Annotated in this window: 16 protein-coding genes; 6 read left to right on the top strand and 10 right to left on the bottom strand. The window is 56.1% G+C overall.

Annotated elements, in window-relative coordinates; all coding sequences use genetic code 11:
- Window positions 1-303: 303 nt before the first annotated feature.
- Entirely contained in the window at window positions 304-495 is a 192-nt protein-coding gene (locus tag ELY38_RS03610) for a hypothetical protein (RefSeq protein WP_127060124.1), read from the top strand.
- Window positions 496-594: 99 nt separating this feature from the next.
- Here ELY38_RS03610 and ELY38_RS03605 read toward each other — a convergent pair whose 3' ends face one another.
- Window positions 595-1,416 carry a Tim44 domain-containing protein gene (locus ELY38_RS03605; RefSeq protein ID WP_127060123.1) on the bottom strand — a complete coding sequence of 274 codons (822 nt, stop codon included), beginning with the start codon at window positions 1,414-1,416 and terminating at the stop codon, window positions 595-597.
- Window positions 1,417-1,552: 136 nt separating this feature from the next.
- On the opposite strand from ELY38_RS03605, the gene ELY38_RS03600 reads away from it, so the two are divergent.
- Window positions 1,553-2,128, top strand: coding sequence for an isochorismatase family protein (locus ELY38_RS03600; RefSeq protein ID WP_127060122.1), 576 nt, complete (start codon window positions 1,553-1,555; stop codon window positions 2,126-2,128).
- Between the two features lie 26 nt (window positions 2,129-2,154).
- Here ELY38_RS03600 and yaaA read toward each other — a convergent pair whose 3' ends face one another.
- Window positions 2,155-2,937 (bottom strand): peroxide stress protein YaaA, encoded by a 783-nt coding sequence (gene yaaA, locus ELY38_RS03595; protein ID WP_127060121.1) that lies wholly within the window; start codon window positions 2,935-2,937, stop codon window positions 2,155-2,157.
- A gap of 108 nt (window positions 2,938-3,045) precedes the next feature.
- Entirely contained in the window at window positions 3,046-4,077 is a 1,032-nt protein-coding gene (locus tag ELY38_RS03590; RefSeq protein ID WP_127060120.1) for an NADP(H)-dependent aldo-keto reductase, read from the bottom strand.
- A 250-nt stretch (window positions 4,078-4,327) separates the two neighbouring features.
- On the opposite strand from ELY38_RS03590, the gene ELY38_RS03585 reads away from it, so the two are divergent.
- Window positions 4,328-4,822: a tetratricopeptide repeat protein gene (locus ELY38_RS03585; protein ID WP_127060119.1), complete on the top strand. Its 495-nt coding sequence runs from the start codon at window positions 4,328-4,330 to the stop codon at window positions 4,820-4,822.
- Between the two features lie 47 nt (window positions 4,823-4,869).
- Window positions 4,870-5,373: a 3'-5' exonuclease family protein gene (locus ELY38_RS03580; protein WP_127060118.1), complete on the top strand. Its 504-nt coding sequence runs from the start codon at window positions 4,870-4,872 to the stop codon at window positions 5,371-5,373.
- 41 nt (window positions 5,374-5,414) lie between these two features.
- Here ELY38_RS03580 and ELY38_RS03575 read toward each other — a convergent pair whose 3' ends face one another.
- Genes ELY38_RS03575 through ELY38_RS03555 form a run of 5 tightly spaced genes read right to left on the bottom strand, consistent with a single transcriptional unit; the run spans window position 5,415 to window position 8,149 of the window.
- A complete protein-coding gene (locus ELY38_RS03575; RefSeq protein WP_127060117.1) occupies window positions 5,415-5,957 on the bottom strand; it encodes an LOG family protein in 543 nt (180 codons plus the stop codon).
- Window positions 5,958-5,992: 35 nt separating this feature from the next.
- The gene (locus ELY38_RS03570; RefSeq protein ID WP_127060116.1) at window positions 5,993-6,514 is read right to left on the bottom strand and encodes a DUF501 domain-containing protein; all 522 of its coding nucleotides are present in this window, start codon (window positions 6,512-6,514) and stop codon (window positions 5,993-5,995) included.
- A gap of 12 nt (window positions 6,515-6,526) precedes the next feature.
- Complete coding sequence (locus tag ELY38_RS03565) at window positions 6,527-6,829, bottom strand: hypothetical protein (protein ID WP_127060115.1); 303 nt, start codon at window positions 6,827-6,829, stop codon at window positions 6,527-6,529.
- A 38-nt stretch (window positions 6,830-6,867) separates the two neighbouring features.
- Entirely contained in the window at window positions 6,868-7,269 is a 402-nt protein-coding gene (locus ELY38_RS03560; RefSeq protein ID WP_127060114.1) for an acyl-CoA thioesterase, read from the bottom strand.
- Between the two features lie 55 nt (window positions 7,270-7,324).
- The gene (locus tag ELY38_RS03555; RefSeq protein ID WP_127060113.1) at window positions 7,325-8,149 is read right to left on the bottom strand and encodes a hypothetical protein; all 825 of its coding nucleotides are present in this window, start codon (window positions 8,147-8,149) and stop codon (window positions 7,325-7,327) included.
- A gap of 77 nt (window positions 8,150-8,226) precedes the next feature.
- On the opposite strand from ELY38_RS03555, the gene ELY38_RS03550 reads away from it, so the two are divergent.
- The gene (locus ELY38_RS03550; RefSeq protein ID WP_127060112.1) at window positions 8,227-8,580 is read left to right on the top strand and encodes a hypothetical protein; all 354 of its coding nucleotides are present in this window, start codon (window positions 8,227-8,229) and stop codon (window positions 8,578-8,580) included.
- A 10-nt stretch (window positions 8,581-8,590) separates the two neighbouring features.
- On the opposite strand, the gene ELY38_RS03545 is transcribed toward ELY38_RS03550, so the two are convergent.
- Window positions 8,591-9,022: a hypothetical protein gene (locus ELY38_RS03545; RefSeq protein WP_127060111.1), complete on the bottom strand. Its 432-nt coding sequence runs from the start codon at window positions 9,020-9,022 to the stop codon at window positions 8,591-8,593.
- Window positions 9,023-9,059: 37 nt separating this feature from the next.
- On the opposite strand from ELY38_RS03545, the gene ELY38_RS03540 reads away from it, so the two are divergent.
- A complete protein-coding gene (locus tag ELY38_RS03540; protein WP_127060110.1) occupies window positions 9,060-10,229 on the top strand; it encodes a MalY/PatB family protein in 1,170 nt (389 codons plus the stop codon).
- Here ELY38_RS03540 and ELY38_RS03535 read toward each other — a convergent pair.
- Window positions 10,226-11,170 carry a co-chaperone YbbN gene (locus ELY38_RS03535; protein ID WP_127060109.1) on the bottom strand — a complete coding sequence of 315 codons (945 nt, stop codon included), beginning with the start codon at window positions 11,168-11,170 and terminating at the stop codon, window positions 10,226-10,228. The two genes, ELY38_RS03540 and ELY38_RS03535, sit on opposite strands and share 4 nt — an antisense overlap.
- Between the last annotated feature and the right edge of the window lie 197 nt (window positions 11,171-11,367).

Raw genomic sequence — 11,367 nt, 5'->3', positions numbered from 1 at the left:
AAGAACCCAGCCACCCGGCTGGGTTTTTTGTGTGCGCGAAAGAAAAGCAGGTGAAAGGCTAAGGAAGAGCCGTGGGGGAGTGAGTGGTGGATCGTCAATAGAACGTGCTTGGCAGGAGCCTTATCCTTGTCCACCTCACACCTCACACCTCACACCTCACACCTCACACCTCACACCTCACACCTCACTCGTTTATACCCATCGATTAAGCAGCCGCCATGAAATAGTGACAGTATTGGTTTGATCCAAAAGAGAACGTATGATGCAAAAGCACCAAAACGCTATTTCACAAGGAGAAGAACGATGAATGGACAACTGGTGAAAACACTATTGATTGCCGCCCTGATCGCTTTATTAGCAGGTGGTTTGGTAGCCTGCGATAATGATCAGGGGCCTGCAGAAGAAGCGGGAGAGAGCATTGATGAGAGCATGGACAACGCTGGCGAAAGCATCGAAGAAGCTGGTGAGAACATCCAGGATGCAGCCGAAGATTAATCGGCCATGCCTGTCGTCATAATGCTATAAAAAAAACAGCCGCTAAGTAATTGGCGGCTGTTTTACGTTCTGACTGCGAAAGGCGTTGAACCGATATGTTTAAACGCTCGGGTTTTGCTCAATGCCTTGTAGGTACCAGGGCGCATCATTCTGCATGGTACGAGTCAGGTGCCAGGTTTCATTGAAATCGGTCTGCTGATCGTTTTCCTCCAGAATACCGTGAAAGATAACGGTCGCCTCAGCGCGATTATCAAGTTCTGTAATGTCGCCAAGTTCGGCAAACAGGCGTACCACCTCAGTACGATTATTGGCAGGCTGCTGGGCGCGCTCTTCGCGCAGCAGGTTGTAAAGCTCGGGCGTGACATACTCTTGAATAAGCGTGAAGTCGTTGTTATCCCAGGCGCGTTGAAGCGTCATGAAGTGCTCTTTAGCACCGCTTAAGAAGCGTTCTTTATCAAACCACTCGGGTGTTGTGCCAAACTGGCTGGAAGCGCCGGACGATGCTGCTGTATTGATAGGCTGTGCGGGGGTGCGTTGCTGTGCGTGGCCTTGAGCTGCCGTTGCCGGACGTTGAGCGCGCATGGCGCGAAGCGCTATAAACGCCAGTGCGGCCACTCCGATGATCATGATGAAATCCATCAGGCGCAGCCCATCAAACGCGCCGCCAAAAAATAGTGCGGCTAAAAGCCCTCCGGCTAACAGGCCGCCCATCATGCCGCCCATGCCACCGCGGGATGTAGCAGCGCCTGCTGGAGCCTTTTGCGTGTTTTGAGCCTGCTGCGTTGCCGCAGGGCGGTCGGCCGAGCGCGAAACGCTGCCCATGTTGCTACCGCCCCCCATACGCCGCGCATCGGCTGATTCAATTGCCAAACCAAAGCCTAGCGTGCTGACCAGCAGCATAATAAATAGTTGTCGTAGCATGGCGTGCTCCTTTTGAGTTGTAAGAGGCATTTATCAGAGTAAAGTTGTGAGGCGATATTTTAGCCTTTACGCTTAATCATTGCGTGAAAAAAGTGCCTAAGACTTCTGGGTTAAAATAATAAGATGGAGAAGCAGTATGCGCCTATATCGAGAGAAGAGTCTGCTATTAATTGTCGATCTTCAAACGGGGCTTCTACCGGTGATTGACGGTGAGCAGCAGGTAATAACCGAGGCGGGTTGGCTTGCACAAGTTGCCGAGCGGCTTGACGTCCCGGTGTGGATAACCGAACAGTTACCTGAGAAGCTGGGGAAAACGGCACCTACGCTACTGCAGCCGCTAACGGAATATCGCTGCTGGCAAAAACAGCACTTTAGCGCCATGGAAGATACCGTCTTTAGTCAGGCATTAAGTGCCAGTACTAAACAGCAGATCGTGATATGTGGGGCCGAGGCGCATATCTGTGTCTTGCAGAGCGCACTTGGCTTGCTGGAAGCAGGCTATCAGGTGTACTGGTTAAGTGAGGCAACGGCGAGCCGCCGCCGGGAAGAAGCCACGCTGGCTCGCGAGCGGGCGTGTCAGCAGGGAGCGATATCCGTCTCCGCCGATATGGTGGCCTATGAGTGGCTTCGACAGTGCGATACAGCGTTATTTAAAGAGGCGCACCAGCAGTTTTTAAAACCTCGCTCGGCACGCACTCTTACGTTTTTCTAAGTGTTTCTTGGCTTTTCGTTCAAAGGCTACGAACGGTCTGCTTCACGGCGGGTAAACACCAAAGTGTTATTTTCTGAAGCGGCAGCGTCAAAGCGATAACCCGCTACATTGAAATCTTGCAACGCTTCGGGCGTGTTGACCTGCTCACGAATGATCCATGCGCTCATCAGGCCGCGCGCTTTCTTGGCGTAGAAGCTGATGATTTTAAAAGAGCCGTTTTTTTCATCTTTGAAAACAGGTGTAATAATTCGCGCATCAAGCTTCTTGGTATCCACCGCTTTGAAATACTCGTTGGACGCCAGATTTACCAGCTCTTTGGAGCCGCTGGCTGCGATGGCTTCATCAAGCGCTTTCGTCAGCGTCGGCTTCCAGTAGGCGTAAAGGTCTTTGCCCGCGTTATTGGCAAGCTTGGTGCCCATTTCCAGTCGGTAGGCCTGAATCAAATCCAGCGGCCGGAGCAGCCCATATAAACCCGAAAGAATGCGCAGATGCGTTTGAGCAAAGTGATTTTCCGTCTTGCTAAAGGTATCGGCTTCCAATCCGGTATAGACATCGCCTTGGAACGCTTGAGCGGCGGGCTTGGCATTATCCAGTGAAAAGGGCGGCTCCCACTCGGCAAAGCGTGCTGCATTAAGACCGGCCAGTTTATCGCTGATACCCATTAGCTCGCTGATCTGTTGGGGGGAGTATTCGCGTAGAATATCAATCAACCCCTGGCTTTCGGTAAGAAAGTCGGGCTGGGTAACATGATGAGTCGTAGAGGGGGTTTCAAAATCCAGCGTTTTGGCGGGTGAAATAACGCTCAGCATCGAGAGCTCCTGCGGCCGACGTAAAGTTTGATAAGAACAAGTGGCCAACAGTATACCAAGCCTCGGCGTTGGCCGAGGCTATCGCTTCAATAGTGCTTATATACGTACTTAAGGGCAGGGGTTGGACATCCTGCGGTGAATATCGTCAATCGCTGTGAGCACTTCATCATCCAGCTTGAGACTCTCGCTTGCCAAGTTGCTCTCCAACTGATCCATGGTGGTGGCGCCGATAATATTACTGGTCAAAAAGCTGCGCGAATTGACAAACGCCAGTGCCATTTGGGCCGGATCAAGCCCGTGCTCACGTGCCAGGTTGACGTAAGCCTGCGTGGCGGCTTCCGCCTCGGGCGAGGTGTAGCGCTTGAAGCGCTCATAGAGCGTCAGACGACCTTTTTCTGGCCGGGCACCCTCAAGGTATTTACCCGAGAGCACGCCAAATCCCAGCGGCGAGTAGGCCAGCAGCCCAACGTCTTCGCGATGAGCGATTTCCGCCAGGCCCACTTCAAATGAGCGGTTAAGCAGGTTATAAGGGTTCTGGACCGATGCCACGCGGGGCAGGTCCATTTTCTCCGCCAGGTAAAGCGACCGCATCACGCCCCAGGGCGTATCGTTGGATAGACCAATTGATCGCACTTTACCCGCATCCACCAGCTCTTTAAGCGCTGAAAGGGTTTCTTCTAGGGGAGTGGCATCTTCGTCATCCTGATGTACGTAACCCAGCTTGCCGAAGAAGTTGGTATTGCGGTCCGGCCAGTGAAGTTGGTAAAGGTCAACATAGTCGGTCTGCAGGCGGCCAAGACTTGCATCAATCGCCTGATGAATATGGGCGCGTGTCATGCGCGGGCCACCCCGGATATGCTCGGGCCCCGGACCAACGGCCTTAGTGGCGATAATGACGTCGTCACGCTCGCCGCGCTGTTTCAGCCAGCTGCCGATATACGATTCGGTCAACCCTTGGGTGTCGGCCTTGGGTGGCACCGGGTACATCTCGGCGGTATCGATAAAATTAATACCAAAGGCGACGGCGCGGTCCAGCTGCTCATGAGCCTCCGCTTCGCTGTTTTGCTCGCCAAAAGTCATGGTACCCAGACAAAGTCGGCTGACCTCTATTCCCGTTCGGCCGAGTGGGCGCGTTTGCATTTTGATCTCCTCGTTAAGGCAGTAGTGCCACAGGATATGCGTTTATTGTGGTGATTTATTACGGCGTGTGAGGGGCATGTTAGCGAGGCTATTTGAAAGCAGCAAATCAATGGGGTTGAGTCGTCGCAAAGGCAGGCGTATGCTTGCCAGCCCATTGACCGGCCAAACGCTGGTTTCTCGTGTGGTTGGCACTCAAATTTCGTAGTGAATGCTAATCAAAGTTCTTAACAAACTGGCAGGGTGGTTTGCCATGCCGCAGGCATCATCGTTGTTTACTCGGCTAGAGTTTCGCTTGGCCGAACGGCTATTTCAAAATCGGTGGCTGTTGCCGCGTTCTCCGCGCACCCAGCGTTTCACCATGCGTTTGTTCAAACGCTGTGCTGACGCGGGGCATCCGGATGCACTGTCTGTTTACGGGCATATGCTGTTTCACCGCAGTCTGTCACCGCAGGACAAGGCGCGCGGTGCGCGCTATGTGGTAGAAGCCGCCCAGTCTGGAGATGTAAAGTCGCAGTATCAGGTCGCCCAGATCTACGAGCACGGTTGCGTACAGTATCCGCGTCGCGAAGATTATGCAGTAACGTGGTATGCAAGAGCGGCGCAGGCGGGCCATAACTCCGCCGCTGAACGGCTGGCCCGCGCCTACCGGTTAGGTGAGCTTGGTTTGGCGGCTGATGCGGCTCAGGCTGCCTATTGGCAGCGTTTGGCTGAACGCAAGCAGGTTGCCAACATAGCCGCTGCATAACGTGTCGCCGAGCGATGACCGCGTACCAAGATTGAATGAGGAAGTCAGTGTCCGAGACGCTACCTACTGTATTAGATATTGAAGCGTCCGGATTCGGGCGTGGCAGCTACCCGATAGAAGTTGGCATTGCACGTGCTGACGGCAGCTGCTGCGCGTTTCTTATTCAACCGCAGCAGGAGTGGACGCACTGGGATCCAAAAGCCGAGCTTTTACATGGCATCTCCCGCGAGCGACTGCTTCAGGAAGGCTACCCGGTGCGCCAGGTGGCGCAGTGGCTCAACGATGAGCTGAGCAGCCTGGGCAAGGCCTACAGTGACAGCTGGGGGTATGACAATACCTGGCTATCGCTGCTGTTTCATCATGCAGGCATGCTGCCGCGCTTTCGCCTAGAGGCGCTGCGTATCCTGTTGAGCGAAGAGCAGCAGGCGTTGTGGAGTAGCACAAAAGAAAGTGTTATTGATGAAAGCGATATCAACCGCCACCGTGCCGGCGAAGACGCTCGTCTTTTACAGCTTACCTACCAGCGTACCCGCCAACTGACCACGCGCTAATCCTGCTGCGCAGATGCGTTGCGCCTTTCGTTTAAACACCGCTATAGCTGAGCTTCCAGCGCGTCAAGCAACGCCTTGGGCGTTTGCGCATCCTGCAGCATGTCGCGGGTGGGCTGGGCTAGGAAGCCGTGGCCTACGGTATTGTCCAAAAACGTCAGTAGCGGCCCGTAAAAATCATCGGTGTTCAAAAGCCCCATGGGTTTCTCATGCAGCCCCAGATAGCCCCAGGTCCAAATTTCAAACAGCTCTTCAAACGTACCGATACCGCCGGGCATGGCGATAAAGGCATCGGCATTGGCGGCCATGGTGGCTTTGCGCTCATGCATGTTGGCAACGCGGATAAGCTCGGTTAAGCCAAAGTGCGCCTGTTCACGCTCCACCAGATGGTCGGGCATCACGCCAATCACCTGGCCCCCGGCGGCCAGCGTCGCGTTGGCCAGCTCGCCCATCAGGCCAAGACGTGCACCACCATAAACCAGGGTATGGCCGCGCTGGGCCAGCGCCGTGCCCAGCGCATTGGCAGCCTGACGAAACGCAGGACTATTGCCCTCACGTGAGCCGAGATAAACGCAGAATCGGGACATTGGTTAAATTCCTTACTACCGGTGAATCAAGGGTATTAGGGCAAATACTGGTCTATCTGATGGTGCTCATCCATCCACTGACCAATTACATTGTTGCCACATAAATGGTGGGCATACTGGGTATGCAGGCAGCGTACCTGCTGCCAGTTGCTGATGCCGCCAACGCCACGTTCGGTCAGCACATCAGTGTATCCCAGCCGGTCGATCTCGGCACGCTGGGCATCGCTCATGTAATCCCAGCGAGCTTTTACATAATCGCGATGGCTCTGCTGGTAAGCCTCAAGAAACTCGGGCTCTTCCTGAAGGCGTTGTTCAAGAGATTTGATAACGCCTACGGCTTCGATACGCGAGATTTCCACTTTGAGTACATCAGAGCAGAGCCAGTAAAGCGTCGGGAAAGGTTTGCCATCTACAATTGGCGCCATGCGCAGCACCAGCGGCGTGCCTTCGCCATCGGTGGCGGTAACGGCTTCGATACCGCGCGGTGCGCGGCCTAACTGCTGGGTAATAATCGCCAGCTGACGCTCATCGGGCGCCTGGTTGGTGCGAATCACCATTGGGTTGGTCTCTCACGAACGGTCGTCTTGAACAAATTTATTGGAGCGGCCAACAGCACGGAAAAAGCAGCGATTAAGCTGCTCAGGGGAGGCTACATAGCACCACGTGCGTTCGCAGTACTCGGCGGCTCGCGCCATTAGCGCGTCATAAAGGCGGTTGAACGGGGCATCATAATCGTAAGGGTCCGCCCCGAACAAGCGGATATGCGGATAGTCTGCAAAACGTTCCATAAAGTAGCGCTCGAGGTCAGCTTCAACGGCGCGGTGCTGAGCGGTATTGTCAGGATCTAGCCAGAGATTATAGCGGATGGCCATAAGATACTCCTGGTAGCCCCGGCCAGCGGGGCGGTGGGTCAGGCGGGCGCATCCTGTAGATGAGCTGACAGTGCATCGCGTAGCTCGCCTTCGATAGGAACGGCGCATTTAGCCTGATGGTCGTACTGCACCATGACGGTGTGGCCAAGGTTTGTCAGCTTGCCGTGCTGGCGTGCCTCCTGGGTAACCGTAAACGAACTGTTGCCCAAACGCGTCAAGTAGGTAAATAGTTCGATATCGTGACCGTAAAACAGTTCAGCACGATAGTCGACTTCCATGCGGGCCATGATCAAACGCCACCGCTTGGGATTAAGGTCTGGTGTAAACAGCTTGAAAAGGTCGTTTCGCGCCAGCTCGAACCAGGCGGGCAGGCGCGTATTGTTGATATGCCCCAGCGCATCGGTATCGTAGAAAGCGGGCTCAATGGTGCGGGTGAACATGGTCAGTGCCTTGTTATTGGTTGAGCGTTCAGGATTGCCCCAAGCAAGCGCTTGGTCAAGTGGTTTGCCTGAGTGTCCCTCGCCGTTGAGCGAGCCAGCGCTGCGCCTGCATCCAGCCGATAAGCCACAACGTGGCCACTCCAAACCCCACCAGCGTACCCAAGGCGAGCCCCCAGCTTTCATAGGTAAACGAGACGGACAGGGCATAGCACAGTAGTGAGCCAAGGCCCATCGGGTAATGCTTGATGACAGTGGCGGTAGGTGCAGGTCCCTGGCTTAAGTGCAGGATTAGCAAGAAAGGCAGCATGGTGATCGGAAAGGCCGCCAGCGTTCCCGCCCAGGCAGACGGCACCCAGTGGGCAAGGGTGGTGATGGCGAACACGATCAGCGTGGCCAGCAGGGCGCGTATACACAGCGCACCCCACGAAAAAGGCGCTCGAGTGGTGGCCCGGCTGTCCGGTATACGCCGGAAAAGCCAGCTGAAGAGAACAATGGCGCAAAGTGTCACCAGCGTACCCGTAAGCCGGGTGAAATCGAACTGGGCCAGCACTAGGCTGACGCCAAACCAGGCGGTAAAGCCACCGGCGGTGCCAGCCAAAAGTCCCCGCAACCCAGGCCTGCGCCCGCATAGCCAATAGCCTGCCCCCAGCGCCATGGTAGCGGTAAAACCGGCCAGCGTATGCACGGCGCTTTGGGCGGCGAACAGCGGCGAGATCTCAAGACCGATAAAGAAAAGCGCCAGCGCCGTACCCAGCGGATAGCCCGCTAAAAGCCCCGCCACCCGTGGGCTTACCCGCACGGCAATTACCCCCAGGCCCAGCACCATGGCGACAGATACCGCCCCTTTGGCAAGCTGCCAGCTAATCGGAACTTCCAGCATAAATGACTATCCTTATAATTGATTAAAGACTGTTTTAGTTATTTTGCAGCCACCCTATCCAGGAGAGCAGAGTCGTCGTGGATGTTGCTTCCCCATCAGGGCATGCGCTTTCGCCCCCACCAAGGCCCGAGCAGTGCGAGCTTTGTAAGCGAGCAGCGCCGTTGACCAAGCACCACCTGATTCCACGGGCGCTGCACAACAAGCCGCGCTACCGAAAGCGCTACTCAAGAGAAGAGAGGTTAACGGCGATTCTTTGGCTATGCCATGCCTGTCACCGGCATATTCACAGGCTCTACAGCGAGCGCGAGCTGGCTGACCAGTTTGCCAGCCGCGAGGCACTACTGGCGAACGAGGAGGTACGCCATTTCGTCGAGTGGCTTTCCACAAAGCCTGCGGGCTTCAAGCCCAAATCCCGTCGTCCCAAGCGCTGATATTCAAGGCTTATACCAGGCGCAGCCCCTGCTGATCGCGCCAGGCAGCCTCCAGAGCGTCCTGTAGCGGGGCTTTCAAATGCTCAGGCAGCCCGTCGCGCGCGGCCTGCAGCGAATCAAACGAGCGGTTGCGCAGCCAGCAGTAAGCCCAGGCGCAGGCTTCAGCGTCGCTTTGCGGCGTCGGCTTTGCTGGCATCTGATTGAGCAGAAATACGGCCGTGCGCGGTGCCCATAGCGGTATGTCGCCGGTTTGGATCTGGCTCCAGTGGGCAAGCGTTGCGCCATCGGGCGTTGCATCAGGTTCGCCCAGCTTGGCAACCCGGGCGGTCTCCGCCAATATGAGAGCCAACTGGTCAGCATCTGCCTGGCCAAGGGCCTGCCACTGCCGCAATAGTGCCGATAAGCCAGCGCGCATTTGGGTATAAAAGTCTTCTTGCGGCATGCTCGTTACCACCCCTTTGTCAAAAGTGAGATGTGTTATGGCATTTGATTTTGCCACGCCTGTCGAGCGACGCCACCCCGAAGGGGGCTTCTCGTCGCAAAAATGGCACCGCTATCCTAGTGAGGTACTGCCGCTTTGGGTCGCCGATATGGATTTTTGCTCGCCGCCTGCGGTGATCAAGGCACTTGAGGAGCGCGTGGCTCACGGCGTATACGGATATGGTGAAGTGCCTGCTACATTAACTCAAACGCTGTGCGAATGGAGTGCGGCGCACTACGATTGGGCAATCGATTCTGATTGGCAGCACTGGCTGCCGGGGGTGGTGCCGGCCCTGCACTTCGCAACATTGGCATTAACCAGACCAGGCGATGGGGTGTTGACGGTAGCGCCCATTTACCCGCCGTTTCTAGCCGTAGCCAAGCGGACCGGACGTTTAGCCCAGCAAGCCATGCTGGCCGCTCCTCAGATGTCTGATGAGCCATGGCAGCTGAATATCGAGGCAATCAAGGCGGCCATCACTCCCCAAACGCGGCTGTTGCTCTGGTGTCATCCGCATAACCCTACGGGGCGGGTTTGGCGGCGCGAAGAGCTTGCACCGCTGGCGGAGCTGATAGAGCAGCACGATCTGTGGGTCGTCTCGGACGAGCTTCACTGCGACTTGCTGCTGGATAAAAACGCCCGTCATCGGCCGCTGGCGGCCATGTTTCCCCAGCTTGCCAAGCGCACGATTACCCTTTGGGCGCCTTCTAAGACCTTTAACCTGGCGGGGCTAAGCAGTGCCTGTGCGGTTATTCCTGACCTTAAGGTGCGCCAGCGGTTTGCCGACGCCTGTAAAGGGCTGTTGCCGGATGTCAACGTTCTAGGGCTTGTTGCCGCCGAGGCCGCTTACCGTGACGGTGAGCCCTGGAGACAAGCGCTGCTTGAGGTCTTACGCCAGCATCGCGCCACGCTTGAAGCTCATGTGGCTAACTGGCCAGGAGTGTACTTGGCGTCACCAGAAGCTACCTATCTAGCATGGCTGGACATGCGCGAGGCAGGTCTAGGTGATACGCCCTATCAAACCCTTAAAGAACAGGCGGGGGTAGCGCTTTCCGACGGGACAGCGTTTGGCTGCCCCGGCTTTTTACGGCTTAACTTTGGCACCACGGCGTCTCAGCTGGGAAACGCCCTGGCGAGGATGGATAAGCTGCTCAAGAAAGAGGCTTAGTAAAGCAAGGCAAACAGCTTACGACGATAGGCGACGGTCAGCGGATGATCGGCACCTAGCGCATCAAACACCTGCAGCAATGTCTTGCGGGCCGCATCGTCGTTATAGGCGCGATCCTGTTTCATTAGCGACAGCAGAGCTTCAAGCCCCGCGTCATACTGTCCGTCAGCCACCTGGCGAAGCGCCCGCTGGAACTGCGCTTCGCTGTCATTACGCTCGCCGAGTGCTGCTATGTCTTCTGAGGAAAGGGCGCGTTCGCTGAATTCAATGCTGGCGCGTACGCCACGGGCCGCTGGCGCATCGCGCTCTTCTGGGGGCAGGTTGTCGAGTACGCTACGCGCTTCTTCACTGCGCCCTTCGGCCACCAGTGCGCGGGCAAGGGCTACCTGGTAGGCGTAGTACTCGGGGTATTGAGTGATTAGACTCTGATAGATCTCACGAGCTGTCGCGGCATCGCCTTGCTCAAGGGCTGCTTCAGCCTGCTCTTCGGGGCTTTCCGGCGCCTCGGCAGGGGCTGGGAAATAACGTCCTAACCATTCGCGGACCTCTTTTTCAGGCAGGGCGCCCTGGAAATTATCCACAAGGCCACCCTGGCTCACCAATTTGACGTCCGGCAATGCGCGCACGCCAAGCTGGGCAGAAATCTCCGGATTGGCTTCCACGTTCAGCTTGCCAAGCAGGAAGGCGCCCGCATATTCAACCGCCAGCTTTTCCAGCACCGGCAATAGCGTGCTGCAGCTGCTGTCGGCAGGCGAATAGCAGCCCAGCAATACCGGCACCTGCATCGAGGCTTCCAGCACCTGCTGAATATTGCTCGCATCCAGTTCAATGATTACGTCTTCAGGGCGAACAGGTGCGCGCTCGGCATTTGAGTCGGTCGCGGTAGTGTTTCCGGTATCCGCCGTTAGCGGTTTACCTGAGCGGGGGTCAATAATCGGCATGGGTCGGCTCGGTATCCAAAGATGAAAAGACTGTTACCTATGATATGCAGGCAACTATTGCCATATTCAAGCCGTACGCCGGGTGATTATCGAAGGTCAAAAGAGCGAAGAGCGCGCACCTTCACTGTTCGTTAAAGATGGCAAGCGCTTTGAAGACTGGTGAGTGCACTATCGTACAGGCACAAAAAAAGCCGCTA

Origin of the sequence: Vreelandella nanhaiensis (assembly GCF_003990185.1) — a bacterium.
Lineage (GTDB): Bacteria > Pseudomonadota > Gammaproteobacteria > Pseudomonadales > Halomonadaceae > Vreelandella > Vreelandella nanhaiensis.
Note: the sequence above shows the minus strand (reverse complement) of the source record. Positions and strands in the feature narration are given on the sequence as shown.

Excerpts from the sequence above, each read along its gene's own strand:
- ELY38_RS03585 (WP_127060119.1), top strand. The coding sequence starts at position 4,328 with ATGCCGCAGGCATCATCGTTGTTTACTCGGCTAGAGTTTCGCTTGGCC.
- ELY38_RS03605 (WP_127060123.1), bottom strand. The coding sequence starts at position 1,416 with ATGCTACGACAACTATTTATTATGCTGCTGGTCAGCACGCTAGGCTTT.
- ELY38_RS03555 (WP_127060113.1), bottom strand. The coding sequence starts at position 8,149 with ATGCTGGAAGTTCCGATTAGCTGGCAGCTTGCCAAAGGGGCGGTATCT.
- ELY38_RS03600 (WP_127060122.1), top strand. The coding sequence starts at position 1,553 with ATGCGCCTATATCGAGAGAAGAGTCTGCTATTAATTGTCGATCTTCAA.
- ELY38_RS03540 (WP_127060110.1), top strand. The coding sequence starts at position 9,060 with ATGGCATTTGATTTTGCCACGCCTGTCGAGCGACGCCACCCCGAAGGG.
- ELY38_RS03560 (WP_127060114.1), bottom strand. The coding sequence starts at position 7,269 with ATGTTCACCCGCACCATTGAGCCCGCTTTCTACGATACCGATGCGCTG.
- ELY38_RS03545 (WP_127060111.1), bottom strand. The coding sequence starts at position 9,022 with ATGCCGCAAGAAGACTTTTATACCCAAATGCGCGCTGGCTTATCGGCA.
- ELY38_RS03565 (WP_127060115.1), bottom strand. The coding sequence starts at position 6,829 with ATGGCCATCCGCTATAATCTCTGGCTAGATCCTGACAATACCGCTCAG.
- ELY38_RS03610 (WP_127060124.1), top strand. The coding sequence starts at position 304 with ATGAATGGACAACTGGTGAAAACACTATTGATTGCCGCCCTGATCGCT.
- ELY38_RS03535 (WP_127060109.1), bottom strand. The coding sequence starts at position 11,170 with ATGCCGATTATTGACCCCCGCTCAGGTAAACCGCTAACGGCGGATACC.
- ELY38_RS03575 (WP_127060117.1), bottom strand. The coding sequence starts at position 5,957 with ATGTCCCGATTCTGCGTTTATCTCGGCTCACGTGAGGGCAATAGTCCT.
- ELY38_RS03590 (WP_127060120.1), bottom strand. The coding sequence starts at position 4,077 with ATGCAAACGCGCCCACTCGGCCGAACGGGAATAGAGGTCAGCCGACTT.
- ELY38_RS03570 (WP_127060116.1), bottom strand. The coding sequence starts at position 6,514 with ATGGTGATTCGCACCAACCAGGCGCCCGATGAGCGTCAGCTGGCGATT.
- yaaA (WP_127060121.1), bottom strand. The coding sequence starts at position 2,937 with ATGCTGAGCGTTATTTCACCCGCCAAAACGCTGGATTTTGAAACCCCC.